Raw genomic sequence first — 25,944 nt, forward strand, 5'->3', positions numbered from 1 at the left:
GGGCGTCAGGACCGGCCGGGCGCCCGGACCGCCTCGGCGGAGGTACGGCGGCGCACCTCGGCGAGCATCTCGTCGACCGACCCGGCCGGGTCGGTGACCGGGAACTGCACCGCCCGCACCACCGCCTCCGGGTCGAGCAGCAGCGTGAGCCGCTTGAAGCGGACCACGCCGCCGGCCCGGAAGGTCGGTAGCAGCAGGCCCGCGGCGAGCCGGCCGTCCTCGTCGGACAGCAGCGGGTACGGCAGCCGCGCGTGCGCCACGAAGGCGGCGAGCTGGTCCGGGCGCTGGGTGCTCACCCCCCGCACCTCGGCCCCGGCCGCGTGGAACAGCGGGTGCCGGTCGGCGTACGTCCGGGACTCCAGCGTGCACCCGGCGGCGCCGGGGATCTCGCCCCAGCCCGGCGGCAGGGCCGGGGCGCCCGGCGCGAAGGCCCCCGGGAAGAGGTAGAGCACGGTCCACCGCCCGGGGACCGCCGGTGACTCCGTGCCGCCGTCGTGCCGGGGCAGGCTCATGGGGGGTACACGGCGGCCGACCAGCCGGTGCGCCCGGCGCGCCTCGGCCGAGTCCGTGCCGGCGGTCGCGGTCAGCGCGCCGTCGCCCATCACGTGCCGGGTGCCCCAGTCCTGGAGGGCGACCAGCACCGGCAGCAGGGCCTCCCCCTTGGCCGTGAGCAGGTAGTCGTGGCGCGGTGGGTGGGCCGAGTAGGGCTCGCGGCGCAGCACGCCGTGCGCGACCAGGCCGCCGAGCCGCTCGGTGAGCGCCCGCCGGCTGACGCCCAGCTCGCGCTGGAGCCCGTCGAACCGGGTGACGCCGCCGGCGATCTCGCGCACGATCAGCACCGTCCACCAGTCGCCCAGCACGCCGAGCGCCTGCGCGATGCCGCAGTCGGCGTCGCCGAGGTCCGCCCGTCTCACGTCCCACCTCCCGCTCGGTCCGACGCCTCGACTATAGTCCGTTTCAGATTGGAACTCACTGGCTCAGTCGGGGGGGGGGTGGCGGCATGTCCGTCGGGCAGGGAGCCGGGGTGTTCTGGCGCTGGTGGACCGCCGGCACCACCAGCTCGGTGGGGTCGGCGGTCGGCGCGGTCGCGTTGCCGCTCACCGCGCTGACCGTGCTGGACGCGTCCGCGTTCGAGATGGGCCTGGTGGCCGCCGCCGGTTACGTCGCCTGGCTGGTCATCGGGCTGCCCGCCGGGGTGATCGTGCAGCGGCTGCCGCTGCGCGGCGCGCAGATCGGGGCCGACCTGGCCCGGGCCGCCGCGGTGGCCTCGGTGCCGCTCGCCTGGTGGTGGGGCCGGCTCACGGTCGCCCAGCTGGTCGTCGTGGCGCTGGTGGTCAGCTTCGCCAACGTGCTGTTCGACGTCGCCAACTCCACCTTCCTGCCGGCCATCGTGGGCCGCGACCAGCTGCACGCCCGCAACAGCCTCACCTCGGCCACCCACGCGGCCACCCAGCTCAGCGGCCCCTCCCTGGGCGGCGTGGCGGTGCAGACCCTCGGCGCGGTGCCGGCCGTGCTGGTCGACGCCGCCAGCTACCTCGTCTCCGCCGCGCTGCTCCGGTCGCTGCCCGCCCGCCGGGTCGACGTCCCGGACCGGTGGCCCCCGGTCCGCGCCATGATCGGTGAGGGCTGGCGGTACGTCACCCGCCACCCCGTGATGGGACCGACCATGTGGACGGCCACCGCCGTCAACTTCGTCTGCGGGGCGCAGCTCGCCGTCTACCCGCTCTACCTGGTCCGGGAGCTGCACGCGCCGGCCGCGCTGGTCGGTGTGCTGCTCGCCGTCGAGGGGGTCGGGTCGCTGATCGGCGCGACCCTGACCCCGTGGATCACCGGACGGTGGGGCACCGCCCGGTCGCTGCTGGCCGCCTGTGTGGTGGCGGTCGGCGGCGCCTTCGTGGTGCCGCTGGGCGCCGGCTGGCCAGCGTATCTGGCGTTCGCGGCCGGCAACGTGGCCTTCGCGGGCGGCGTGGTGGTGCTCAGCGTGACCACCCGCACGTACCGGCAGACCGCCAGCCCGCCCGACCTGCTCTCCCGGGTGATGGCCACGGTCCGCTTCGTCTCGTGGGGCGCCATCCCGGTCGGCGGCCTGCTCGCCGGCGCGCTCGCCGGGCTCGCCGGCGCCCGGCTCACCCTGTTCTGCTTCGCCGCCGCCACCGTGCTGGCGCCCCTGGCCCTGCTGCTGTCCCCGGTCCGCCGCCTGCGCGACCTGACCGACCTGCGGATCGACGAGCCCGTCGCCCCGGAGACCGTCGCCGCCCGCTGACCGCGCCCGCACTCAGTCCGGCAGAACGGCGGCGGCGACCCGGCGGGCCCGCGCCGGGCGGGTGAGCACGTCGACGTTGTCCAGGTACTGGTCCACCGCACCCACCGGCGGGCGTGCCCGCAGCTCCGGGTCGGTGATCGCGGCGCGCAGCGCGGCGGTGAACCGCTCGGCGTGCAGGACGAGGAATGGCCGGTCGTAGAACGGCCGCGCGGCCGGGTCGACCGGCGCGGCCAGCCCGGTGTCATTGGTCCAGACCGCCACCGTCTCCAGCGCCGCGACCAGCCCGGCCTGCCGCCGGGGCCACCCGCCGGAGCCGAGGGCGACGGTCAGCGCGTCCACCACCGGCGCCGCGGCCGGCAGCGCCGCGAAGACCGTGCCGAGCCATTTCGCGTACGGGGGCCAGCGGCGGTGCGCCAGCAGGCCGAGGCGCATCAGGTCACGGGCCAGCCCGGCGGCCACCACCCGGCTGCCCAGCTCGTCGCCGACCTCGGCGCAGCGGCCGGCCAGGTGCTCGGCTTGGCCGACCCGCTGCCACCCGGCCGCCAGCACGTGCCGCCACACGTCGTCCGGATACCACGCCAGCCGGGCCCGGGCGGCGGTGAGCGCCCCGTCCAGCCCGTCGTGGAACACCGCCCCGCCGGTCAGCTCGGCGAGCCGCTGCGTGGGCGCGGCCAGCCAGTCCGCCACCGTCATCCCGGCCTGCGGGTCCCCGCCCAGCCGGTCGCGCAGCCACTCCCCCAGCTCGTCGACGCTCACCCCGTGCCGCTCGCCGTCCGGGCGGGCCACGCCGAGCCGGACCGTCGGGCCGCCGGTGAACCGGGTCGGCCAGCCGAGGAACTCGGTGGGCAGCTCCGCGTCGAGGACCGCCCGCACCGGCGCCACCTCGGCCGTCGTGGCGACGAAGAGCTGGGTGCGCGGGCCCCAGTCGTGGTCGGTCGACCGGGGCGTGTCCAGGCCGAGCAGCTCCGAGCCGCCGTCGAGCAGCCCGGCCGCGTAGCGCAGGCCGGGCAGCCGGCGGCCCAGCAGCGGAGCGACCACCTCGTCGTGGAACCGGTGCGCCAGGGTCAGCCCGGGTACGAACGTCACCCCGCCAGTCTGCGCACCGCACGCCGCCCGCGCCGCCCGGTTTCGGCCGCGACCCCGGTCAGCGGAGGCGGTGGCGGTCCGCCCAGGCGGAGATGGCGGCGGCGATCTCGGCGGGGCGGTCCTCCGGTGCGTGGTGCCCGGCCGGCCCGCAGGCGACCGTCTCCAGGGCCGCCACGTTCCGCGCGCACCAGTCGGCCAGCTCTGGGGTGATCAGCAGGGTCGGTGAGCCCTCGAAGGTCAGCAGCAGCTTCGGCACGTCGTCGCTGGCGGCCAGCCACCGGTCGTACGCCTCGATCCGGGCGACCAGCTCGGCCGGCTCGCCGCCGAGCGGCATCTGGCGCGCCCAGGCCAGCAGCGGACGCCGGCTCTCCGGCGTCGGGTACGGCGCGAGGTAGGTCTTCAGATCCTCCTCGCCGACCGGCTGGAGCACCCCGCCGGTGAACGCCTGCCGGACGAGCAGGTCCTGGTCGAGCACGAGCTGCTCGCCGACGCCGGGCGTGCGGATCGCCTCAGAGCGGGCCCTGGCCTGCGGCGAGAGGTCGCTCCACGCCATCGGCTTCACCATGGTTTCCAGGAACGCCACGCCGCGGACCCGCTCGGGGTGCCGGGCCGCCCAGTCAAAGGCGAGCGCCCCGCCCCAGTCGTGGCCGACCAGGACGACCCGGTCCAGGCCGAGGACGTCGAACCAGGCGTCGAGGTAGCGGGCGTGGTCGGCGAAGCGGTACGGCGAGTCGGGCTTGCCGGAGCGGCCCATGCCGATCAGGTCGGGCGCGAGCAGCCGACCCGGGCCGATCCCGGGCAGCACCGTGCGCCAGGTGTGCGACGAGCCGGGGTTGCCGTGGAGGAAGACGATCGCCGGCCCGGCGCCGGTCTCCTCGTGGTGGATGGTCGAGTCGAGTACCTGCGTCTCGGGCATGTCCCGGCGCTCCTTCGTTCAGTCGGGTGGGTCGAGCGGGGTGTTCAGCAGCGCGGTCAGGTCGTGGACGAGCCGTGAGGTACGGGGGTCGTCCCGGCCGCCGAGCGGGGCGAGCAGCCGGCCGAGCAGGGCCTGGACGGTGTCGATGGCGGGGCGGACCACCTCGGAACCCCGGTCGGTGAGGGTGAGCCGGACGGCGCGGGTGTCAGCCGTGTCGCGCTCGCGCCGGATCAGCCCGTCGGCCTCCAGGGCGCGGGCCAGCTTCGACACGTAGAGCGATTCCAGGCCGGTGTGATCGGCCAGCTCGCGTTGGCTCGGGTGCAGGCCGGCGCGGCGCATCCCGTGCAGCGAGGAGAGCAGCACGTAGTGGGCGTGGGTGAGGCCGAGTGGGGCGAGCGCCCGGTCGACCGCCACCCGCCAGCGCATCGCCAGCCGCCAGACCAGGTGGCCGGGGCTGGGCCCGGTCGGTGTTTCCGCCATGCCAGAAAGAGTACATGTACATGATGTACATGGCTAGTGTTTTCGCCGCGTCCCCCACCTCGTCGGTCGGCTGTGCCAGGCTGTCGGCGTGGCACACCGACCCCCGATCCTGCTGATCGACTCCCCGAGCCTCTACTTCCGCGCCTACTTCGGCATCCCCGAGTCGGCGGCGAAGACGGCCGACGGCCAGCCGGTCAACGCCGTCCGCGGCTTCCTCGACATGCTGGCCCAACTGGTGCGCACCCGGCGGCCCGACCGGATGGTCTGCGCGCTCGACCACGACTGGCGACCCGCGTGGCGGGTGGAGCTCCTGCCGTCGTACAAGGCGCACCGGGTCGCACCGCAGGGCGGCGAGGTGGTCCCGGACACCCTCTCCCCGCAGGTGCCGATGATCCTGGAGGTTCTCGACGCGTTCGGCATCACCTCCGTCGGCGCCACCGGTTACGAGGCCGACGACGTGCTCGGCACCCTCTCGGTGACCCAGCCCGGCCCGGTGGAGGTGGTCTCCGGCGACCGCGACCTGTTCCAGCTCGTCGACGACACCCGGCCGGTACGCCTGCTCTACGTCGGCCGCGGCGTGGCCAAGCTCGACGACTGCGACGACGCCGCGGTCCGCGCCCGCTACGGCGTCCCCGCCGACCGCTACGCCGACTTCGCGGCGCTGCGCGGCGACCCGAGCGACGGCCTGCCCGGCGTGCCCGGGGTGGGCGAGAAGACCGCGGCCCGCCTCATCGAGCGCTACGACGGCCTGCCCGGCATCCTCGCCGCGCTCGACGACCCGGGCTCCGGCTTCGCCCCCGGGCTGCGCACCAAGCTCAACGCGGCCCGGGACTACCTGGCCGTCGCGCCGAAGGTGGTCCGGGTCGCCCTCGACGTACCGCTGCCGGACCTGGCCACGGCGTTGCCCACGGCGCCGGTGGATTCCGACCGGCTGCTCGATCTGGCGCAGCGGTGGAACCTCGCCGGCTCGTGCCGGCGCCTCGTGGACGCGCTCGCGACGCCCCGGTCGTGACCGGGTTCCGGCCGGGCCGCGCCGTGCCCGGCCGGATCAGGCGCTGGCGTGGTAGGCCAGCACGCCCCGGTTGACCGCCGCGATCGCCTGCCGGGCGGTGGAGCGCAGCTCGGCGGAGGCGCCGCCGGAGTCGGCGAGCTGGCCGAGCAGGTCGACCACCTGGCGGGCCCAGCGGACGAAGTCGCCGGCCGGCATCTCGCCGTCGATCTGGTGCCCGCTGGCGAGCACCTTGGCGAGGGCCTCGCCCCGCGCCCAGCGGTAGATCGGCCAGGCGAAGCCGAGGTCCGGCTCGCGGGTGACCGCCAGGCCGCGGGCGGCCTCGTCCGCCTCGATGTCGCCCCACAACTTCATCGTCTCGTCGACCGCGTCGACGACCGCGCCGCGCGGTAGCGAGGCCCGCTCGTCGACGTCCCGGCGGGCTTCGAAGACCACCACCGAGACGGCGGCGGCCAGCTCCGCCGGGGACAGCCCGTCCCACACCCGGCGGCGCAGGCACTCGGCGACCAGCAGGTCGGCCTCGGTCCAGATCCGGCCCAGCATCCGGCCGGCGTCGGTGACCTCGCCGTCGGCGGAGAGGTAGCCGCGCGCGGTCAGCAGCGCGACGATCCGGTCGAAGGTGCGGGCCAGCGAACCGGTCCGGCCGGCCACCCGCTGGCGCAGCTCCTCGGTGTCGCGCTCCAGGCGCCGCCGCCGCTCGGCCCAGCGGGCGTGTTCCTCCCGGTCGGGGCAGGCGTGGCAGGGGTGCCGGCGCAGCTCGGTGCGGAGCTGGCTGAGGCGGTGGTCCTCGCCGACCGCCTGCCGGGAGCGCCCGCCCCGCCGGCCGCCGTGCCGATCGAGGCCCGTGCCGCTGACCTCGGCGGCCAGGTCCCGGCGCGCCGCCGGCGAACGGTGGTTGAAGTGCTTCGGCACCCGGATCCGGGCCAGCACCTCGGCCGGGGTGGTGAAGTCGCCGGGGCTGACCCGGCCGGCCCACCGGTCCTGGGTGAGCACCAGCGGGCGGGGCTCGCCGAAGCCGCCGGTGGCCGGATCGAGCACCACCGCCAGACCGGCCCGCCGGCCCGACGGCACCCGGATCACGTCGCCCACCCGCAGCCGCTCCAGCGAGGCGACGGCCGCCGCCTTGCGCTGGGTCTGGCCCTGCCGGGCGATGGCGCGCTCCCGGTCGGCGATGGCCACCCGCAGGGCGAAGTACTCGTCGAAGTCGCCCTGGTGGCAGGCGGCCTCGGCGCCGTACGCCTCGATGGTCTCGGTGTTGCGCTGCACCTGCCGGGCCAGGCCGACCACCGACCGGTCGGCCTGGAACTGCGCGAAGGAGGACTCCAGCAGGGCCCGGGCCGGCTCCGCGCCGACGGTGCCGACCAGGTTGACGGCCATGTTGTAGGAGGGCCGGAAGCTGGACCGCAGCGGGTAGGTGCGGGTGGAGGCGAGGCCGGCGACGTGCCGGGGGTCGGTCTCCGGCGACCAGACCACCACGGCGTGGCCCTCGATGTCGATGCCGCGCCGGCCGGCCCGCCCGGTGAGCTGCGTGTATTCGCCCGGGGTGAGGTCGACGTGCGCCTCGCCGTTGAACTTGACCAGGCGCTCCAGCACCACGCAGCGGGCCGGCATGTTGATGCCCAGGGCGAGCGTCTCGGTGGCGAAGACCGCCTTGACCAGGCCGCGCACGAACAGCTCCTCGACGACCTCCTTGAACGCGGGCAGCATGCCGGCGTGGTGGGAGGCGAGCCCGCGCTCCAGCCCGTCGAGCCACTCCCAGTAGCCCAGCACGGTCAGGTCCTCGCCGGGGATGGCGGTGATCCGCGACTCGACCACCTGGCGGATCTCGGCGCGCTCGTCGGGCGAGGTGAGGCGCAGCCCGGCGGCGAGGCACTGCTGCACGGCCGCCTGGCAGCCGGCCCGGCTGAAGATGAACAGGATCGCCGGGAGCAGGTTCTCCCGGTCCAGCCGCTCGACGATGTCGGGTCGCATCGGGCCGCGCCAGCGGGGCCCGCGCCGGCCGGCCCCGGGTCCGGCGCTGCGCCCCTCTCCCAGTTCCAGCCGGCGCACCGTGTCCCGGGTGTAGCGCAGCAGCTCGGGGTGGACGTCGTGCTTGCGGGCCGCGTCGGCGTCGTGGAACAGGTCGAACATCCGCTTGCCGACCAGCATGTGCTGCCAGAGCGGCACCGGGCGGTGCTCGCTGACCACCACGGCGGTCTCCCCGCGCACGGTGACCAGCCAGTCGGCGAACTCCTCGGCGTTGGAGACGGTGGCGGAGAGCGAGACGAGCGTGACCGAGGCGGGCAGGTGGATGATCACCTCTTCCCAGACGCCGCCGCGGAACCGGTCGGCGAGGTAGTGCACCTCGTCCATCACCACGTAGGCCAGGCCCTCGAGGGTGGCCGAGCCGGCGTAGAGCATGTTGCGCAGCACCTCGGTGGTCATCACCACCACGGGCGCGTCGCCGTTGATCGCGTTGTCGCCGGTGAGCAGGCCGACCTGCTCGGCGCCGTAGCGGTCGACCAGGTCGTGGTACTTCTGGTTGGACAGCGCCTTGATCGGCGTGGTGTAGAAGCACTTGCGCCGGGTGGTCGGCCCCGCGCCGCCGTCGGCTGCCGCCGGCTTCCCGGGCGTGCCGCGCAGCGCCAGGTGTACGGCGAACTCGCCCACCACGGTCTTACCGGCCCCGGTGGGCGCGCAGACCAGCACGCCGCTGCCCCGTTCCAGGGACTCGCACGCCTCCCGCTGGAAGTCGTCGAGGTCGAACCCCAGGTCGCGGGCGAATTCGTCCAGGGCCGGGAAGGCGGAGGCCTGCGCGGCGCGGCGGCGCGCCGCGGCGTACCGCTCGGCGGGGCTCGACATGTCCCCAAGATTAATCGGTGCGCACGACGGCCACCGGTCAAGGCCGTCCGGCAGGTGGGTCGGAGCGGGTCGGTAGGGTGCACGACGTGCCGGATCATGCCGAACCGCCCCGAGTCTCGCGCGGCGCCGACGACGCCGTCCGCCCGAGCCCGTCCCGTCGGCCCGTGGAGGCGGTGCTCTTCGACTTCCACGGCACGCTCGCGCAGGTGGAGGAGCCCCGCGACTGGGTGCTCGCCGCCGCGGCGGCCTGCGGGGTCGAGCTGGACCGGGTGCGCGCCACCGCGCTGGCCGACCGGCTGCTCACCGCCGGCCGGGCGGGCGGGCCGCTGCCGGCCCGGGTGCCGCCCCGGCTGGCCGAACTCTGGGCGGACCGGGATCTCTACCCGCACGCCCACCGGGGCGCGTACACGGGGCTGGCCGAGACGGTGGACACCGGCATCGACGGGTTCGCCGACGCGCTCTACGAGCGGGTGCTGGTCCCCGAGGGCTGGGTGCCGTACCCGGACACCGAGCCGGTGCTGGGCGCCCTCCGGGAGGCCGGGGTGAAGGTGGCGGTGGTGAGCAACATCGGCTTCGACCTCCGGCCGCTGTTCGCCGCCTGGAAGCTGGACGGGCTGGTCGACGCCTGGGCCCTGTCGTACGAGGTGGGGCGCTGCAAGCCGGACCCGGGAATCTTCCTGCGGGCGTGCGGCATGCTCGGCGTGGACCCGGAGCGCACGCTCATGGTGGGCGACACCCGCGCCGACGCGGGGGCCGTGGCCGCCGGGTGCGCCGTGCTGGTGCTGCCCTGCGCCGACCCGGGCCGGGCGAACGGGCTGGGCGCCGTGCTCGACCTGGCGCTGCGGGCCTGACCGGACCGGCTCGGTGCGCCGGGACGCCGGGCGGCCCGGCGGCACCCCGGCTGACCAGCGGCGCTAGCGTAACGCCATGACGTCCGACCGCTCCTTTCGTCCCCGGGTCACCGGACGGCTCTCCGGCGGCCGGCTCGGCGCGGTCGGGCTGGTGCTCGGCGGGGCGCTGTCGGTGCAGTTCGGCTCGGCGGTGGCCGCGCTGCTGTTCCCGCGTACCGGGGTGGCGGGCGCGGTCACCCTGCGGTTGACGATCGGCGCGCTGCTGATGCTGGCCGTGTGCCGCCCCCGGCTGCGCGGGCACGGCTGGGGTGGCTGGGCGGCCGTGGTCGCCTTCGGGCTGGCCCTGGCCGGCATGAACTCGATCTTCTACCAGGCGATCGGGCGGATCCCGCTCGGACCGGCCGTGACCCTGGAGGTGCTCGGGCCGCTGGCGCTGTCCGTGATCACCGCACGGCGGCTGGCCGCCTGGTGCTGGGCCGGGCTGGCGCTGGCCGGGGTGGCCCTGCTCGGCCACGGCGGCTTCGACCGGCTCGACCCGGTCGGCGCCGCGCTGGCACTGGTCGCGGGCGCGTTGTGGGCGGCGTACATCGTCTGCTCGGCCCGGGTGGGTGGGCGCTTCCCCCGCGCCGACGGGCTGGCCCTGGCGCTCGCGGTGGCCGCACTCGTCACCCTGCCGATCGGGCTGGTCGGTTCGGGCGGCCGGCTGTGGCACCCGGCGGTGCTCGGGCTCGGCACCGGGCTGGCCCTGCTCGCCTCGGTGCTGCCGTACACCCTGGAGCTGCTGGCGCTGCGGCGGCTGCCCACGTCGACCTTCGCCGTGCTCATGAGCCTCGGGCCGGCCATCGCCGCGCTGGCCGGGTGGCTGGTGCTCGACCAGGCGCTGCACCCGGTGGAGGTGCTCGCCATCGCCCTGGTGATCGCCGCGAGCATCGGCGCGGTACGGGCCGGCACCCCGGCCGCCACGCCACCGCCGGCCGGCCCGGACGCCGACGGCGGCGCGCTGGTCAGCGCAGCAGCCGCACCGCCGCCGGCACCGCGCTGACCCGCACCGGGAGGTCGAACGCGCGCTCGCCGTCGACGTACGTGGTGATGCCCTCGGCGTCCAGCTCGACCGTCCGGGCCCGGTAGCTGCGCACCAGCGGGTGCGTGACGTGGGTGCCCTGGTAGATCCGGGGCTTGACCCGCATCAGGGTGCGCCGGTCGAAGCGCCCGCCCACCACCACGTCCAGCAGGCCGTCGTGCGGGTCCGCGTCGGGGCAGATCCGCATGCCGCCGCCGTAGCTGGCCGCGTTGCCGACCGCCACCAGCACGGCGTCCACCTCGTGCGCCACGCCGTCGAGGCGCAGCCGGTAGCGACGCGGCCGCAGCCGGGCCAGCTCGACCAGGATGGCCAGGTCGTAGCGGCGCGGGCCGCGCGGCCAGCGCATCCGGTTGGCCCGCTCGTTGACGATCGCGTCGAAGCCGGCGGCCAGCACGGCCCCGTACCAACGGTCACCGCCGCCGTCGGTGCTCAGCCGGGCCAGGTCGACCGGGTGGGTGCGGCCGGCGCGCAGCGCGTCGGCGATCACCTCGACGGCGGCGAGGGGGTCGGCCGGGAAGCCGGTGTCCGTGGCGAAGTCGTTGCCGGTGCCGGCGGGCACCGGGCCGAACGGCACCGAAGTGCCGGCGACCGCCTGCAGCGCCCGGTGCACGGTGCCGTCGCCGCCCACGGCGACCAGCGCGCCGGCACCGCCGGCGACCGCGGCGTGGCACGCCGCCTCGGCCTCCTCCGGGGTATCCGCCCGCAGCAGCTCGATCGGCCGGCCGGCGCCGCCCAGCCGCTCCAGCAGCCGGGGCAGCAGGCCACGGTGCCGCCCCCGGCCGGCGGTCGGGTTGGCGAGCACGGCCACCGGGCCGGGCGGGACAAGATCGTGCGCGGTCACGGCGAGCACCGTACGGCACGAGCCACGCCGCTCACCAGGGGTGACACCCACACCGGCGAGCGGCGGCGGCACGTGACGGCTCAGAAGGTGATGCGCACCTTCAGCGCGGTCCGCTCGTCCATGGCCCGGTAGCCCTCCGGCACCCCGTCGAGGGTCACCGACCGGTCGAAGACCGGGGACGGGTCGATGGTGCCGTCCAGCACGTCGGCCAGCAGCTCGGGGATGTACGCCCGGGCCGGCGCGACACCGCCGGCCAGGGCCACGTTGCGGTCGAACATCTGCTGGATGTCCACCCCGGCGCTGCCGCCGTGCGGGACGCCGACGTAGCCGACCGCGCCGCCGTCGCGGGCGATGGAGATCGCGGTCCGCATCGATTCCTCGGTGCCGACCGCCTCCAGCACGGCGTGCGCGCCGTACCCCTTGGTCAGCTCCCGCACCGCGGCGATCGCCGCCTCGCCGCGCTCGGCGACCACGTCGGTGGCCCCGAAGGACCGGGCGATGTCGGTGCGGGCGGTGTGCCGGCCCAGCGCGATGATCTGCTCCGCGCCGAGCCGCTTGGCGGCGAGCACCCCGCAGAGCCCGACCGCGCCGTCACCGACCACGGCGACGGTGGCGCCGGGCCGGACCCGGGCGGCGAGCGCGGCGTGGTGACCGGTGGCCAGCACGTCGGACAGCGCCAGCAGCGCGGTGAGCAGCCGCTGGTCGCCGGCCGCCTCGGCGGGCAGCTTCACGAGGGTGCCGTCGGCGTACGGGACCCGGACGGCCTCGCCCTGGCCGCCGTCGGAGCCGACGGAACCCCAGAAACCGCCGTGCGGGCAGGAGGTGTGCAGCCCTTCGCGGCAGAAGTCGCAGGTGCCGTCGGACCAGACGAACGGCGCCACCACCAGGTCGCCGACCCGGACCGAGCCGACCTCGGCGCCGACGGCCTCGACCACGCCGAGGAACTCGTGCCCGATGCGCTGACCCGGCTGCCGCCGCGCCACCCCGCGGTACGCCCACAGGTCGCTGCCGCAGATGCAGGCGAGCACGGTGCGGACGACGGCGTCGGTGGGGTTCTGGACGGTGGCGTCGGGCACCTCCTCGACCCGGATGTCGTTCGGGCCGTGGATCACGGTGGCGCGCATGAGCGGGGTCCTCCCGGTGAGCGGGGCGAGCGGCCGGGCCGTGCGGCCGGCGGCGGGGCGGACGGCCCCGGGCGAACACTAGACCGCCCGGGGCACGCCGCGAACCCGCTTCCCCACCGGGTGGCGGGGCTCACCGGTCAGCGGACGACGAACCGTCTGGTCACCGTGGGAGCGCCGTCGCCCTTGACGCTCAGCTTCCAGTTACCCGCGCCGCCGAGCGCCACGATCGCCTCCGCCTTGGCGTTCGGCTCCACCTTGACCTCGGCGGCCCGCTTGCCCTTCGGGTCGAGCACGGACACCGTCCGGGCACCGGTGGCCTTGTTCGTCACACGCAGCGCGATCTTCTCGCCGGGCTCGGCGATCAGCCCTTCGGCGCCGGTGATCCCGTCCGCCGTCAGCTCGACGGCGACCTCCCGGTCGTACGCCGTCTCGGCCGCGGCGCTGGCCACGGCGCCGTCGTCGGAGACGGTGATCCGCGTCCGCAGGCCGTCGCCCTGCCGGCCGGGCTTGCAGGCGACCTCGTACAGGCCGGTGGCGAGGGTGGCGCGCAAGTCGCCGGTCTTCCCCGGCGCGACGTCGGCCGCCTCGGCGACCACCTTCGTGAAGTCGGTGCCCGAACGGCCGTACAGGTACACCCCGGTGGCCTGCTGCCCCCGGTTGGTCACGGCGAAGGTGACCGCGCCGGGGTTGAAGAGGGTGGTGGCGACCTCGCAACTGGTGTCGGTGGCGGTCACCGGGACCTCAACGCCCGTGGGGGCGGGGTCGTCGTCACCGCAGGCGGTGAGGGCGGCGGTGGCGCAGATCGCGACCACGACGGCGGCGGTACGGCTCTTCATCGGCTCTCCGGGGCGGAGGTCAGGCGCGCTGACCAGGACGGACGTCGACAACCGCCCCGGCACACCGCCCGGGGGGCTTCGGCGGAGTCAGGAGAGTCTAAGCACGCCGGACGTCCTGGCAAGGGCAGTGGTCGGCTCGCCGCGTTCGGGGTTCCGGCGCTGAGGTGGGTCAGTGTTCGGCGTGGGCCAGTCCGCTGCCGATCACGTCCCGCCGGCCCCACCGGCCCGGCACGTCGAGCAGTTCCACCCGCCCGAACCGGGCCGGCACTCGCGGCGTCATGAGGAGATGCTCGCCGACCGTCTCCAGGCCGAGCAGGGCGCGCAGCAGCAGGAACGGGGCGGCCGTCGCCATCGCCTGCGGGTCGTTCGCGGTCGGGTAGCGCACCGGATACTCGGTCAGCTCGCGGGGATAGCCGGCGAACGCCTCGGGCAGCCGGCCCTCGAAGTACGTGGAGGCGTCCACGATGGCCTCGGCGACCCGCCCCGCCTCATCGGTGAAGCCGTACCGGCGCAGGCCCCAGGTGATCAACGCGTTGTCGAACGGCCACACCGCGCCGACGTGGTAACCGAGTGGGTTGTAGCGCTCCTGCCCGGTGGCCAGGGTGCGGATCCCCCAACCGGAGAAGAGCCGCGGCCCGACCAGGTGGGCGGCCACCTGCGCGGCCCGCTCCGCCGGGACGATGCCACTCCACAACAGGTGGCCCATGTTGGACGCCAGCGCGTCGACCTGCCGGCCGTCGCGGTCCAGGGCCAGCGCGTAGTAGCCCCGGTCGGCGACCCAGAAGTCCCGGTCGAAGCGCTCCCGCAGCGCCGCCGCCTCCCGTTCCAGCCGGTCGGCGTACGCCGGGTCACCCCAGAACTCCCGGGCCATCCGCGCGCCGCGCATTTTCGCGTCGTACGCGTACCCCTGGAGTTCGCACGTGGCCAGCGGCGGGTCGGGCAGCCGTCCGTCGGCGAAGCAGATCGCCTCCGGCGAGTCCTTCCAGCCCTGGTTCGCGACCCCGGAACGCTCGTTGCGCCGCAGGTACCGGACGTAGCCGTCCCCGAGCAGGTCACCGTACTCGTCGATCCAGCACAGCGCCGCCCGGGCCTCGTCCTCGAACTCGCGCACCAGGTCGACGTCGCCGGTCCACTGCTCGTACTCGTCCAGCAGGATCACGTAGAGCGGGGTGGCGTCGGCGCTGCCGTAGTACGGGGAATCCGGCCGCTCCTCGAAGGCCACCATCTCCCCGTAGCGGAACTCGCGGAGGATCTTGCCGGGTTCCTCGTCGCGGAAGTCGTCGAGCACGGCGCCCTGGTCGATGCCGAGCATCCGCACCGTCGCCGACGCCAGCTCGGACGCGACGGGCAGCGCCATGAAGCTGGTCAGGATGCTGTCCCGGCCGGTGATGGTCGCCGACCAGGGCAGCCCGGCGGCGGGCATCACCTGGTCGGGCAGGGTCAGCGGCGAGTACCGCAGCGCCGCCAGGTCGACGAGGCTGCGCCGGTACGTCTCGGTCAGCGCCTCCCAGTCGCAACTGAGCTGCGGCGCCCGGGACAGCCACCCGGCCAGGTCCTGCTGCCGCTCTTCGGCGCGGGCACGGGGCCGCCGTTCCAACCGCTCCCGGACGTCCACGCCGTCCGGGCGCAGCACCAGCGATCGCACCCGCAGGCTCACCGTCCAGGACTGCTTGGGCGCCAGCCACACCGTCCAGGTGAGACCGTGCTCGTCCACCTCCACCGGTTCGCTGCTGGTCACCACCGTCTCCCGCTGGAACCTCTCCCGCTGGTAGCCGAGGCACAGCCCGCGCTCCTCGCACCGTTGGTAGAGCCGCCCCGGCGGCGTGCGGTCGCCGGCGACGCCCAGGATCGGCGCGAAGTCGCTGCCCACGTCGAGCCGGACGGTGAACTCGTCCGGCGCGTGGTGGTGGTTGAACACGGTCAGGCGCTCCTCGAACGCGCCTCCCGTGATCATGCGCTCCCGGATCACCGACGACTTGGCGTCCACGTAGTGGGTCGGGGCGCCCGGCACCAGGAAGAACCGCAGGTTGAGGTGATCCCGCTCGACGGTGGAGAGCGCCGTCAACCGCTCGCCGTTGAGGGTGAGGCGCCAGACCGACAGGAACCGGGTGTCGAAGTCGAAGAAGCCGACCGGGTTGGCCGGGGTCGCCTCGATGTCGCCGTTGTCCTCGCTCAGCACGAAGACGTTACCGTCCAGCACGCGGACCAGGTTGGGGTTCATCCGCGCTCCCCGCGCTCGCCGGTGAGGGCCTGCGGCCGCCGCGCCCCGGGCGGCGCCGGGAAGAGCCGCTCCAGCAGCACCACGAACCGGAAGTGCCCCTCGGCGGTGATGTCGTTGCGCAGCCAGGCGGTGAGCGGCTTGGCCTCCCCACGGGCCATCCGGAGGAAGAAGTCCCGCCGGGTCCGGATCACCGTGTCGGCGTGCCGCGCCTGGCGGTCCACCGCGATCCGGCCGTGGTCGATGGTCAGGTGCCAGACGTCGAGCCCGTCGGGCCCCTCCAGATCGAACCGGATCGTGCCGGCGGTGCGGCGCAGCAGCCGCTCGGGTGCCTGCCGGACGAGCTGCGCGAAGAACGCCTCGATCGGATCGGACACCGCACCGCCTCCCCGAAGAGGGCCGTCGCGCCGCCGGCACCGATGCTCGGCGGGCCGCCACGACGGGCGCGTCCACACCGCCTCGGGCGCCGCCCCAGACTAACGCCGCGCCCCAGCGCGGGCCCGGGGATCGGGGGAACTGCGGCGGCGGGCAGGATGGCGGGATGCGCCTGGTCTCGCTGCTTCCCTCGGCCACCGAGATCGTCTACGCCCTGGGGCTCGGCGACGACCTGGTCGGGGTCACGTTCGAGTGCGCGGTCCCGCCCGCGTACCGGGCCGGTACCACGGTCGTGGTGGGTGGCCGGGACACCCGCGGCATGGGCCCCGGTGAGATCGACGCCTACGTCAAGGGCCAGCTCGCCGCCGGCGCGGACCTCTACACCCTGCACGCCGGGGCGCTGGCCGGGCTGGACCCGGACCTGATCCTCACGCAGGACCTGTGCCGGGTCTGCGCCCTGCCGTCCGGCCGGGTGGCGGACGCCGTGGAACACCTCGGCTGCCGCGCGGAGGTGTTGTCGCTCGACCCGTACACCCTGGCGGACGTGCTGGGCACGATCCTGGCGGTGGGCACGGCGGCCCGGGTGCCGGACCGGGCGGAGGCCCTGGTGGACGGGTTGCGGGCGCGGCTCGCGGCGGTTCGCGCGGCGGTGGCCGGCCGGCCCCGGCGGCGGGTCGCCGTGGTGGAGTGGGTGGACCCGCCGTTCGGCGCCGGGCACTGGATCCCCGACCTGGTCGAGGCCGCCGGCGGCGAGCCGGTGGCGACCCACCCCGGGGCCCGCTCCACGCCGACCACCTGGGCGGCGGTGCGGGCCGCCCGGCCCGAGGTGGTGCTGGTCGCGCCGTGCGGCTTCGGCCTGGACGGGGCCGCCGCGCAGGCCGCCGGGGTGGCCGCGCACTTCCCCGGCGCGGAGGTCTGGGCGCTCGACGCGGACGGGCTCGTCGTGCGTGCCGGCCCGCGGCTGGTCGACGGCGCCGAGGCGATCGCGGCGATCCTGCACCCCGGCGCCGTGCCGGCCCCACCGCCGGACGCCGGCCGCCGGGTCGCCTGACCGGACCGGCTGCGCGCCCACTCCGCGCGCCGGCGGCGTCTCGCGGCCTCCGGCCTCGGCGGGTCAGGCGGCGCGGCGGGCCGGCCGGCCGTCGCGGCCCAGCGGGGCGAGCCGGCGCCAGCGGGGCAGCTCGGTCACCACCGTGGCCACCGCCAGCAGCGTCACCGCGACCGCGACCGGCTGTGGCCAGGCCGCCCAGGCCCCGAGCGCCGCAGCGACCAGTTGCAGCAGCACCAGCGCGATGGTGACCGGCCCGGGCACCGGAACGATCGCGTGCCGCTTGTCGCCGGGGGTGGCGAACAGGGTGGGCAGGCCGATCAGCAGCACCACCGAGGCGACCGCCAGCACCACGGAGTGCCGGGCGAGGGCCCACGGGGTGGCGACCCAGGCGACCAGTTCGGTCAGGAAGCGCAGCGCGGAGGGCAGGCCGTTCCGGTCGTTGTCGGTCACGGCCGCCAGTATGCCGAGCCACCGGGCCGGCCGGTGTATCGGACTCGCCACCCTCGGCCGTGGCGGGCCGAGTGTCGACGTGGACATGCGCGAACGCCGCCCCCGGGGCGGGGACGGCGTTCGCGTCGGTGCTCGGGTGGAACCGGTCAGGTCATGTCGTCGTAGCGGCGTTCGATCGGCGTCGGCGCGGCGATCGGCTCGGGCGCACCGACCGGGGTGGCCGCCTCGACCCCGCCGGCGGCCCCGACCGGCTCGACGGACAGGTCCAGCGGCGACACCTCGTCGTCGGCGACGTCCGCGTAGAGCTCCCGGCCCCGCCCCTTCCGCCGGTCGTTGATGAAGGCCACCCCGACCGCGCCGAAGTAGAGCGCGGCAAGGCAGATCGCCAGCGCGGTCATGCCGAACGGGTCCGGCGTCGGCGTGACCACCGCGGAGAACGCGAAGAACACGAAGATCGCCACCCGCCACCAGCCCAGCAGGCGCTTCGCGCTGGCCAGCCCGACGAAGTTGAGCATCAGCACGATCAGCGGGAACTCGAACGCCACCCCGAACAGCAGGATCAGGTTCGTGACGAAGCCGATGTAGCGGGTGATGTCCAGCGTCGTGGTGACGTCGCCGCCACCGGAGACGTTGAGCAGGAACTCCAGGCCCTTGGACGTGACGAAGAACGCCAGCACCGCGCCGGCTGCGAACAGCGGCGCGGCCAGGGCGGTGAAGAAGTAGGCGTACCGCCGCTCGTGCCGGTGCAGGCCCGGCGCGATGAACGCCCAGAGTTGGTAGAGCCAGACCGGCGCCGCGATGATCAGGCCGACCCACAGGGCGACCTTCATCTGCAACAGGAACAGGTCGGCCGGGCCGAGCTGCACGAAGTTGCAGTCGCCGTTGGCGAGCCGCGCCTTCGGCAGGTTGCAGTAGGGCATCTGCAGCACGTGCAGGACCCGGCCGGACAGCCAGACGCCGAACCCGAAGCCGACCAGGATCGCCAGCGAGGCGCGAAACAGCCTGGTGCGCAGCTCGCGGAAGTGCTCGATGAGCGTCATCGAGCCGTCGGCGGCCCGCTCGAACGTGCTCGGGCCGCGCTTCTTCAACCCGAAGGCCACGGTGGTGGGGCCCTCTCGGATCAGTTCTCGCGGACGCGCTGCACCGGGTCGACCGGCGGGGCGACCGGCTGCTGCTGCGGCTGCGCGAACTGCTGCTGCTGCGGCGGGAGCGGCTGGTAGCCGGACTGCGCGTCGGCCTTCTCGGCCAGGTCACGGTCGTCGTCGTGCAGGCTCTTGGTCTCGGCCTTGATGATCCGCAGCGAACGGCCCAGCGAGCGGGCCGCGTCGGGGAGCCGCTTCGCGCCGAAGAGCAGGATCAGCACGACCACGAGTACGGCGATGTGCCACGGCTTGAGGGCACCCATGGGAAGCTCCAGTCGCTCTGTGTCGGTGAGGGTGGTCGGAGCCCATCGTACGTGCGTCGAAGGCCGTTGCCACCCTGCCGGGCCCCCGGTTGCGGGCCTGGTCGGTGAAGTCTCGGCCAACCCGGAGTGTCCCGTCAACCACCCATGGGGGCGCAATCGTGCGCGGATCCGGCCGCGAACGCGCAGCTAGCGAACAGCGGACCGACCGCCGTCGATCACTTCCCGCGGCTGGCCTTGATCAACGCGATGCGTTCCTGCGCGACGCCCACCCGTTCCTGGAGCGTCTCGGCCCGCGCCTGGAGTTCCTCGGCGGCCGACCGCAGCGACTCCGCCTCGGTCTGGCGCCGTTGCAGGGCCAGCGCCGCGCGGCGCAGCCGGGGCAGGCGTGCCAGCACCGGCCGGACCGCCAGGGCCAGCACGATCAGCGCGAACACCACGACCCCGAGCACGATCCACGTCACCACGGCGGTCAGCCTACTGGGTGGCGCCGGCCACCGCCGGGTCGGCGCGATCGACCGGGGTGGCGTACGCGTCGAGCGCGGCGACCGCCTGGGCCCGCACCTGCTCGGCCAGCTCGGTCGGCGCGACCACCGTCACGTCGGGCCCGAGCCCGAGCACGAACCGGCGCGCCCAGCCCAGGTCGGTGACCCGCAGCGACACCAGCCACTGCTCGCCGTCGGCCTCGACCCGCTCGCACGGGTAGTACTCGGTGATCCACCGCTCGCCCCGCCCGATCCGCAGCGTGATCAGCGGCAGGTCCGGCGAGGGGCGGAACACCCCGTCGCTGAGGTCGTGCGGGCGGGCCTGCGGCGGGACCACGGCCTGCTCCGCCAGCTCGGTGACCGCGTCGATCCGGTCGGCGCGGAACAGCCGGACGGCCTCGGCCCGGCGGCACCACGCCTCCACGTAGGCCCGGCCGCCGACCATGAGCATCCGCAGCGGGTCGATGGTGCGTTCGGTGGTCTCGTCCCGGGCCGCGGTGTAGTAGGTGATCCGCAGCGCCCGGCCGCGCTCCACGGCGGCGCGCAGCTCGCGTACCCGGGCCGTGTCGCCGGGCAGCCGCACCTCGACCGGGGCGCCGGCCAGGTCACCGGCGGCGCTCTCGATCTTGGCGAGGGCCCGCTCGACCGCCTCCCGGTTGGCCACGCCCGGCGTCTCGGCGAGCATCCGCAGCGCCACCACCAGGGCCAGGGCCTCGTCCGGGGTGAGCCGCAGCGGGCGGTCGATGCCGGCGTCGTAGGTGATGGTCACCCGGTCACCGTCGAACGCCATGTCGATCAGGTCACCGGGGCCGTAACCGGGCAGCCCGCACACCCAGAGCAGCTCCAGGTCCTCGCGGAGCTGCTTCTCGGTCACCCCGAGGTCGTGCGCCGCCTCGGCGATCTCGATGCCGGGACGGGCCAGCAGGTAGGGCACCAGGTTGAGCAGCCGGGCCAGCCGGTCCGCCGAGGTGCGGCCACCGCGGGCCGCCGGGCGGGTCACCGGGCTCCCCCGGCCACGGCCAGGTCGTCGTGCCGCACCGCGATCTCCTTCAGCCGCTGGATGACCGCCTCGCGGACCTCCGGCGGCTCCAGCACCCGCACCTCCGGGCCGTAGCCCACCACCTGGCCGGCCAGGTAGTCGGCATCGGCGTAGGGCAGGACCAGCCGGTCGCCGTCCGGCCCGGCGTGGGTCTCCACCGCCCAGCGGCGCAGCCCCGCCGCACGGCCGGGTGCGACCAGCACGGTGGCCCGGCCGGTGCGCTCCACCGGCCCGGACCAGCGGGCCACGTGGCTGATCAGGTCCACCCCGGCGGGCGGCTCGTAGGCCGCGGGCTCGCCGGTGACCCGGACCGCGCCCACCACCCGGGAGAGCCGGAAGCAGCGGGTCGCCGCCCGGTCCAGGTCGTGGCCGACCACGTACCAGCGGCCACGCCAGCAGACCACGCCCCACGGCTGGAGCCGGCGGCGGGTCGGGGCGTCCCGGTCGGGCACCCGGTAGTCGAAGTTGACCTCGCGCCGGTCGCGCGCGGCGGCGGTCAGCGGCGCGAAGGCCGGGTCGACCGTGACCATCGGCTCCAGGCCCAGCGTGGCCTGCGGGTCCACGTCGATGCCGGCCGCCCGCAGCTTGGCCAGCCCCGACGAGGCGGCGGCGGCCAGGCCGGCGTGCTGCCACAGCCGTGCCGCGATGCCCACGGCCGCGGCCTCGTCCGGTTCGAGGGGGATGTCGGGCAGCGCGTACTCCCGGGGCGCGATCCGGTAGCCCGGCTCGGCGTCGAACACGCTGGCCGTGCCGGTCTCCAGCGGCACCCCGAGTTCCCGCAGCTCGGCCTTGTCCCGCTCGAACTTGCGCTGGAACGCCTCGTGGTCCTTGGCGTCCTCCGGATCGTGCTCGTAGCCGGGCACGGTCGCGGCGATCTGCGCGGCGGTCAGGAACCGTCGCGTGGACAGCAGGCAGATCACCAGGTTGACCAGGCGTTCGGTACGGGTCCGGGACACGTGGGAAACGCTAGCAGCCCGCGCGTCCGCAGCGCGCACCCGCGCGGGCGCGGCGCGCGGGAGTCCCGCCGGACGGGCGATCCGCACCACACCTCCCGGCCCCGCGCCGCTCGCCGCGCGGCGGGCCGGTGCCGGCCATAGGGTGAGCGCATGGCGGAGGCGGAGGTCAAGAGCGAGAGCGTCGGCACGGTCGTCGTGGCCGGCGCGGCGAACCTCGCCATCGCGGTCGCCAAGCTGGTCGCGGGCCTGCTGTCCGGCTCCGCGGCGATGCTCTCCGAGGCCGCCCACTCGGTCGCCGACACCACCACCGAGGTGCTGCTCTACCTGGCGTTGCGTCGCGGGGCGCGCCCCGCCGACACCCGGCACCCCTTCGGGTACGGCAAGGAGAGCTACGTCTGGGCGTTCCTCGCCGCGCTGTTCACCTTCGTTGTCGGCGCCGGCTTCGCCATCACCCACGGCGTCACCACCATCCTCGTGCACGAGCACACCGGCGACTACCTGGCCTCCTACATCGTCCTGGCCGTCTCCTTCGCGATCGAGTCGGTCTCGCTGGCCCGGGCGGTGCGGCAGGTCCGCCGGGAGAGCCGCCGCTGGCGGGCCAGCCCGCACCGCTACCTGCGGCTGACCGCCGACACCACGGTCAAGGCGGTGTTCCTGGAGGACAGCGCCGCCCTGATCGGCCTGCTGCTCGCCGCCGCCGGCCTCACGCTGTCGCACGCCACCGGCGAGGAACTCTACGACGGCGTGGCCTCGATCCTCATCGGCGTCCTCCTGCTGGTGGTCGCCGGCATCCTGGCCCGCAGCAACATCTCGCTGCTGGTCGGCCGGGCGGTGTCCGACCGGGTGCACCGCCAGATCGAGCACGAGCTGGCCGGCCTGCCCGCCGTGGACCGGGTCGACACCCTCATGACCATGTTCCTCGGCCCGGAGGACATCCTGGTCGCCGCCAAGGTCGACTTCGAGGACGACGCCACCGGCGCCGACATCGAGGCCGCCGCCGACGAGGCCGAGCGGCGGCTCACCGACAAGTTCCCGGAGATCGGGTACGTCTTCCTCGACCCGACCCGGTCGAAGCGCCGCGGCGGCGGGCACCGGGCCCGGACCACCCAGGACGAGGACGAGCGGGCGGTGGACCAGGAGCCGGGCGGGGTGCCCTGACCGGCGGGCCGCCGACCCGGCCGCACCCCGGCCCGGCACCGGCCGATACCGTGCCCGGCATGGTGCGATGGCGGTCCGGCACGGTCACGGCGGTACGGCGACGGTGGGCCGGCGCCACGGAACTCGACGTCGACCTGCCCGACGGCGGCCGGATGCGCGCCCTGGCCTACCCGGCGCTGGTCGGTGACCCGGAGCCCGGCGACCGGGTCCTGCTCAACGCCGGCGCCCTGCTGATGGGTCTCGGCACCGGCGGCTACGCCCTCGTCGTCGCCCTGCCCGACCGGCTGCCCGCCGACCCGCCTCAGGCCGCCGACACCCGCGCGGCGGGGCACCTGGTCAAGGCCCGCTACACCCCGCTGCAGCCGATCCTGCTCGGCGTCGACGAGGAGGCCTCCCCGCACCACGCGCGGCTGGCCGCCGCCGAGTCGGTCGACGGAATGCCGGTGGTCACCGCCGACCTGCACTCCGCCCTGCCGGCGATCCTGGCCGGCGTCCACGCCGACGCCCCGGCCGCCCGGATCGCCTACCTGCTCACCGACGGCGGGGCCCTGCCGGCCTGGTTCTCCCGCACCCTCGCCGGGCTCGCCGGCCACCTCGCCGGCACGGTCAGCGTGGGCCAGGCGTTCGGCGGCGACCTGGAGGCGAGCACCCTGCACAGCGGCCTGCTCGCCGCGCGCCACGTGCTCGGCGCCGACGTCGCGATCGTCGCCCAGGGCCCCGGCAACCTCGGCACCGGCACCCGGTGGGGCTTCTCGGGCGTGGCCGTCGGGGAGGCGGTCAACGCGGTCGCCACGCTGGGCGGGCGGCCGGTCGGCTCGCTGCGCATCTCCGACGCCGACCCCCGCCCCCGGCACCGTGGCGTCTCCCACCACAGCCTCACCGCGTACGGCCGGGTCGCCCTGGCCTCCGCGGATCTGGTGGTGCCGGACGGCCTGGACCCGGCTCTCGCGGCCGAGGTGGCCCCTGCGCTGGCCCCGCTCGCGGCGCGGCACCGGGTCGTCACCGTGCCCACCGACGGGCTGGACGCGGCGCTGCGGGCCAGCCCGGTCGGCCTGTCGACCATGGGGCGCGGGCTCGACGGCGACCACGCCTACTTCCTGGCCGCGGCCGCCGCCGGCCGGCACGCGGCCCGCCTGCTCGGCTGAGCCCCGCCGCGGTCAGCTGGCGCCGTAGCCGTTCGCGACGATGTGGTCGGCGGCTCGTGCGTACGCCTCGGGATCCTGCGGCGCCCAGGTGCCCAGCCCGTCGACGTAGCGGTTGAACATGCAGAACGCGGCGGCGATCAGCACGGTGTCGTGGATCTCCAGGTCGGTGGCGCCCGCCGCGCGGGCCCCGTCGACCAGTTCGGTGGTGACGTCCCGGCCGCTGCGCTGCACGGCCGCGGCGATCCGCAGCAGGGCCCGCAGCTTGGCGCTGACCGGCGCGGTGGCCACATCCGCGCGCACCTGGTCCACCAGTTGCATCCCGGTGGGCAGCTGGGCGGCCGCGAACGCCGAGTGCGACGAGCAGCAGAAGTTGCAGTCGTTGAGACCGGAGACGTACGCCGCGACCAGCTCCCGCTCGCCGGGCGTCAGCGTCGGGTGCGGGGCGCGCAGCAGCGCCTCCGCCAACTGGTTGAGCGGCTTCGCGGTCTCCGGGCGGAACAGCATGGGCCCGTTGATGCCCGGATGCGCCTTCTCGTCCAACCCCAGGTCGATGTGTGCGATGACGTCACCCTCCCGCGTCCGCGCCGGCCGGAGCCGGCAGGTCGAATCCGGTCGATGTGACAACTCTCCCGGGCGGCCGGGCCGCGGGCAACTCCCCCGTTGCCGTTCCGCCGCGTCAGCCGGCCAGGAAGATCAACGCCAGCCAGGCACCGACGATCACCACGAGCGCCGCCGCCAGCACCCAGGTCGGCACCGTGAACTCGCCGCGGCGGTTGCGCTCGACCTCGGCGCGGATCTTCTCCCGGCGCCGCTCGATCCAGTTGAGCTTCTCGGTGCCGCCGTCGCGGCCGGTGGGCGTCTCGCGGCCGGGGCGGCCGGCGGGTTCGGAAGTGTTCATCGCGACGCCAGCGTACCCGTGGGCCCGGCGGCCGGCGCCCCCGCACCGGCCGCCCAGCCCCGGGTCACATGCTCGCGATCAGCCGCTCCACCCGCTCGTCGTACGCCCGGAACGGGTCCTTGCACAGCACCGTGCGCTGCGCCTGGTCGTTCAGCTTCAGGTGCACCCAGTCCACCGTGAAGTCCCGCCGCTTCTCCTGGGCGTGCCGGATGAACTCGCCGCGCAGCCGCGCCCGGGTCGTCTGCGGCGGGGTCTCCTTCGCCTCGAAAATCTCCGGGTCGGTGGCCACCCGGTCGACCTCCCCGCGCCGCTCCAGCAGCCCGTAGAGGCCCCGGCCGCGCCGCAGGTCGTGGTAGGCCAGGTCCATCTGCGCCACCCGCGGGTGCGACAGCGGCAGGTCGTGCTTGCGCTGGTAGCGCTCGATCAGCCGCAGCTTCGTCACCCAGTCGATCTCGCGGGCCACCGGGTCCAGGTCACCGGTCTCCACCGCCCGCAGCACCCGCGCCCACAGGTCCACCACCCGCTTCGCGGTCTGGTCGCCGCCGCGGCGCTCCACGAACTCGGTCGCCTTCGCCAGGTATTCCTGCTGGATCTCCAGCGCCGAGACCTCCTTGCCGGAGGCCAGCCGCACCTTGCGCCGGCCGGTGATGTCATGGGACACCTCGCGGATCGCCCGGATCGGGTTCTCCAGCGTCAGGTCCCGCATCACCACCCCGGCCTCGATCATCCGCAGCACGATGTCGGCCGTGCCGACCTTCAGCAGCGTGGTGACCTCGTTCATGTTCGAGTCGCCGACGATGACGTGCAGCCGGCGGTAGCGCTCGGCGTCGGCGTGCGGCTCGTCCCGGGTGTTGATGATCGGCCGGCTGCGGGTGGTCGCCGAGGAGACGCCCTCCCAGATGTGCTCGGCCCGCTGCGACAGGCAGTAGACCGCGCCGCGCGGCGTCTGGAGCACCTTGCCCGCGCCGCAGATCAACTGCCGGGTGACCAGGAACGGGATCAGCACGTCGGCCAGCCGGCCGAACTCGCCGTGCCGGGACACCAGGTAGTTCTCGTGGCAGCCATACGAGTTGCCGGCCGAGTCGGTGTTGTTCTTGAACAGGTAGATCTCGCCCGCGATGCCCTCGTCGTGCAGCCGCTTCTCGGCGTCGACGAGCAGCCCCTCCAGGATCCGCTCCCCCGCCCGGTCGTGGGCCACCAGGTCGGTCACCGAGTCGCACTCCGGCGTCGCGTATTCCGGGTGCGAGCCCACGTCCAGATAGAGGCGGGCTCCGTTGCGCAGGAAGACATTGCTCGACCGGCCCCACGACACCACCCGCCGGAACAGGTACCGCGCGACCTCGTCGGGGGACAGTCGGCGTTGCCCGCGATAGGTGCAGGTGACGCCGTACTCGGTTTCGAGGCCGAAGATTCGCCGCTCCATGATGTGACATTAGCCG

General features: G+C 75.1%; 26 protein-coding genes. 7 read left to right on the forward strand and 19 right to left on the reverse strand.

Annotation, left to right across the window (positions count from 1 at the left end; translation table 11 throughout):
- Positions 1-5 precede the first annotated feature (5 nt).
- Positions 6-914: a winged helix-turn-helix transcriptional regulator gene (locus ABZW14_RS27310; RefSeq protein ID WP_355351697.1), complete on the reverse strand. Its 909-nt coding sequence runs from the start codon at positions 912-914 to the stop codon at positions 6-8.
- 86 nt (positions 915-1,000) lie between these two features.
- On the opposite strand from ABZW14_RS27310, the gene ABZW14_RS27315 reads away from it, so the two are divergent.
- Entirely contained in the window at positions 1,001-2,263 is a 1,263-nt protein-coding gene (locus tag ABZW14_RS27315) for an MFS transporter (protein WP_355351699.1), read from the forward strand.
- Between the two features lie 12 nt (positions 2,264-2,275).
- Here the strand turns inward: ABZW14_RS27315 and ABZW14_RS27320 are convergent, their stop codons facing one another.
- From ABZW14_RS27320 to ABZW14_RS27330, 3 genes are read right to left on the reverse strand one after another with little or no spacing between them, the layout of a single operon-like run.
- Positions 2,276-3,349 carry a DUF4037 domain-containing protein gene (locus ABZW14_RS27320; RefSeq protein WP_355351701.1) on the reverse strand — a complete coding sequence of 358 codons (1,074 nt, stop codon included), beginning with the start codon at positions 3,347-3,349 and terminating at the stop codon, positions 2,276-2,278.
- 58 nt (positions 3,350-3,407) lie between these two features.
- On the reverse strand, positions 3,408-4,265 hold the full coding sequence (locus tag ABZW14_RS27325) for a haloalkane dehalogenase (protein ID WP_355351703.1): 858 nt from the start codon (positions 4,263-4,265) through the stop codon (positions 3,408-3,410).
- Between the two features lie 18 nt (positions 4,266-4,283).
- Positions 4,284-4,745 carry a MarR family transcriptional regulator gene (locus ABZW14_RS27330; RefSeq protein WP_355351705.1) on the reverse strand — a complete coding sequence of 154 codons (462 nt, stop codon included), beginning with the start codon at positions 4,743-4,745 and terminating at the stop codon, positions 4,284-4,286.
- A gap of 88 nt (positions 4,746-4,833) precedes the next feature.
- Between ABZW14_RS27330 and ABZW14_RS27335 the strand changes: the two genes are divergently transcribed.
- The gene (locus ABZW14_RS27335; protein ID WP_355351707.1) at positions 4,834-5,757 is read left to right on the forward strand and encodes a 5'-3' exonuclease; all 924 of its coding nucleotides are present in this window, start codon (positions 4,834-4,836) and stop codon (positions 5,755-5,757) included.
- A gap of 36 nt (positions 5,758-5,793) precedes the next feature.
- Here the strand turns inward: ABZW14_RS27335 and ABZW14_RS27340 are convergent, their stop codons facing one another.
- Positions 5,794-8,595, reverse strand: coding sequence for a DEAD/DEAH box helicase (locus ABZW14_RS27340; RefSeq protein ID WP_355351709.1), 2,802 nt, complete (start codon positions 8,593-8,595; stop codon positions 5,794-5,796).
- Positions 8,596-8,681: 86 nt separating this feature from the next.
- On the opposite strand from ABZW14_RS27340, the gene ABZW14_RS27345 reads away from it, so the two are divergent.
- Positions 8,682-9,446: an HAD-IA family hydrolase gene (locus ABZW14_RS27345; RefSeq protein ID WP_355351711.1), complete on the forward strand. Its 765-nt coding sequence runs from the start codon at positions 8,682-8,684 to the stop codon at positions 9,444-9,446.
- A 76-nt stretch (positions 9,447-9,522) separates the two neighbouring features.
- Positions 9,523-10,488: an EamA family transporter gene (locus ABZW14_RS27350; protein WP_355351713.1), complete on the forward strand. Its 966-nt coding sequence runs from the start codon at positions 9,523-9,525 to the stop codon at positions 10,486-10,488.
- On the opposite strand, the gene ABZW14_RS27355 is transcribed toward ABZW14_RS27350, so the two are convergent.
- The 5 genes from ABZW14_RS27355 to ABZW14_RS27375 all read right to left on the reverse strand — a co-directional run bounded on the left by ABZW14_RS27355 (position 10,451) and on the right by ABZW14_RS27375 (position 15,923).
- On the reverse strand, positions 10,451-11,377 hold the full coding sequence (locus ABZW14_RS27355; RefSeq protein ID WP_355351715.1) for a diacylglycerol kinase: 927 nt from the start codon (positions 11,375-11,377) through the stop codon (positions 10,451-10,453). The genes ABZW14_RS27350 and ABZW14_RS27355 overlap by 38 nt on opposite strands.
- A gap of 71 nt (positions 11,378-11,448) precedes the next feature.
- On the reverse strand, positions 11,449-12,492 hold the full coding sequence (locus tag ABZW14_RS27360; protein WP_355351717.1) for a zinc-dependent alcohol dehydrogenase family protein: 1,044 nt from the start codon (positions 12,490-12,492) through the stop codon (positions 11,449-11,451).
- Positions 12,493-12,629: 137 nt separating this feature from the next.
- Positions 12,630-13,328, reverse strand: coding sequence for a hypothetical protein (locus tag ABZW14_RS27365; RefSeq protein ID WP_355351719.1), 699 nt, complete (start codon positions 13,326-13,328; stop codon positions 12,630-12,632).
- Between the two features lie 169 nt (positions 13,329-13,497).
- Complete coding sequence (locus ABZW14_RS27370) at positions 13,498-15,549, reverse strand: glycogen debranching N-terminal domain-containing protein (protein ID WP_355351721.1); 2,052 nt, start codon at positions 15,547-15,549, stop codon at positions 13,498-13,500.
- Entirely contained in the window at positions 15,546-15,923 is a 378-nt protein-coding gene (locus ABZW14_RS27375) for an SCP2 sterol-binding domain-containing protein (protein WP_355351723.1), read from the reverse strand. The genes ABZW14_RS27370 and ABZW14_RS27375 overlap by 4 nt, the downstream gene beginning before the upstream one ends.
- 164 nt (positions 15,924-16,087) lie before the next feature.
- On the opposite strand from ABZW14_RS27375, the gene ABZW14_RS27380 reads away from it, so the two are divergent.
- A complete protein-coding gene (locus tag ABZW14_RS27380; RefSeq protein ID WP_355351725.1) occupies positions 16,088-16,972 on the forward strand; it encodes an ABC transporter substrate-binding protein in 885 nt (294 codons plus the stop codon).
- A gap of 63 nt (positions 16,973-17,035) precedes the next feature.
- Here the strand turns inward: ABZW14_RS27380 and ABZW14_RS27385 are convergent, their stop codons facing one another.
- From ABZW14_RS27385 to ABZW14_RS27410, 6 genes are all read right to left on the reverse strand, one after another.
- Positions 17,036-17,422: a hypothetical protein gene (locus tag ABZW14_RS27385; protein ID WP_355351727.1), complete on the reverse strand. Its 387-nt coding sequence runs from the start codon at positions 17,420-17,422 to the stop codon at positions 17,036-17,038.
- A 146-nt stretch (positions 17,423-17,568) separates the two neighbouring features.
- Entirely contained in the window at positions 17,569-18,522 is a 954-nt protein-coding gene (gene tatC, locus ABZW14_RS27390) for a twin-arginine translocase subunit TatC (protein ID WP_355351729.1), read from the reverse strand.
- A 20-nt stretch (positions 18,523-18,542) separates the two neighbouring features.
- On the reverse strand, positions 18,543-18,827 hold the full coding sequence (gene tatA, locus ABZW14_RS27395; RefSeq protein WP_091308730.1) for a Sec-independent protein translocase subunit TatA: 285 nt from the start codon (positions 18,825-18,827) through the stop codon (positions 18,543-18,545).
- Positions 18,828-19,042: 215 nt separating this feature from the next.
- Positions 19,043-19,291, reverse strand: coding sequence for a hypothetical protein (locus ABZW14_RS27400; RefSeq protein WP_355351730.1), 249 nt, complete (start codon positions 19,289-19,291; stop codon positions 19,043-19,045).
- A gap of 10 nt (positions 19,292-19,301) precedes the next feature.
- Positions 19,302-20,309 carry a YafY family protein gene (locus ABZW14_RS27405; RefSeq protein WP_355351732.1) on the reverse strand — a complete coding sequence of 336 codons (1,008 nt, stop codon included), beginning with the start codon at positions 20,307-20,309 and terminating at the stop codon, positions 19,302-19,304.
- Entirely contained in the window at positions 20,306-21,304 is a 999-nt protein-coding gene (locus ABZW14_RS27410; protein ID WP_355351734.1) for a WYL domain-containing protein, read from the reverse strand. The genes ABZW14_RS27405 and ABZW14_RS27410 overlap by 4 nt, the downstream gene beginning before the upstream one ends.
- A 150-nt stretch (positions 21,305-21,454) precedes the next feature.
- On the opposite strand from ABZW14_RS27410, the gene ABZW14_RS27415 reads away from it, so the two are divergent.
- Together ABZW14_RS27415 and ABZW14_RS27420 are read left to right on the forward strand one after the other, a co-directional pair.
- Positions 21,455-22,462 (forward strand): cation diffusion facilitator family transporter, encoded by a 1,008-nt coding sequence (locus ABZW14_RS27415; protein WP_355351736.1) that lies wholly within the window; start codon positions 21,455-21,457, stop codon positions 22,460-22,462.
- Between the two features lie 59 nt (positions 22,463-22,521).
- The gene (locus ABZW14_RS27420) at positions 22,522-23,607 is read left to right on the forward strand and encodes a DUF3866 family protein (protein WP_355351738.1); all 1,086 of its coding nucleotides are present in this window, start codon (positions 22,522-22,524) and stop codon (positions 23,605-23,607) included.
- A 12-nt stretch (positions 23,608-23,619) separates the two neighbouring features.
- On the opposite strand, the gene ABZW14_RS27425 is transcribed toward ABZW14_RS27420, so the two are convergent.
- The 3 genes from ABZW14_RS27425 to pafA all read right to left on the reverse strand — a co-directional run bounded on the left by ABZW14_RS27425 (position 23,620) and on the right by pafA (position 25,928).
- A complete protein-coding gene (locus ABZW14_RS27425) occupies positions 23,620-24,168 on the reverse strand; it encodes a carboxymuconolactone decarboxylase family protein (protein WP_355351758.1) in 549 nt (182 codons plus the stop codon).
- Between the two features lie 115 nt (positions 24,169-24,283).
- On the reverse strand, positions 24,284-24,505 hold the full coding sequence (locus tag ABZW14_RS27430) for a hypothetical protein (protein WP_355351740.1): 222 nt from the start codon (positions 24,503-24,505) through the stop codon (positions 24,284-24,286).
- Between the two features lie 64 nt (positions 24,506-24,569).
- Positions 24,570-25,928, reverse strand: a complete 1,359-nt coding sequence (gene pafA / locus ABZW14_RS27435) for a Pup--protein ligase (RefSeq protein WP_073836760.1) — start codon at positions 25,926-25,928, stop codon at positions 24,570-24,572.
- Positions 25,929-25,944: the final 16 nt, after the last annotated feature.

The organism is Micromonospora sp. NPDC004551 (genome assembly GCF_040609975.1).
GTDB lineage: Bacteria > Actinomycetota > Actinomycetes > Mycobacteriales > Micromonosporaceae > Micromonospora.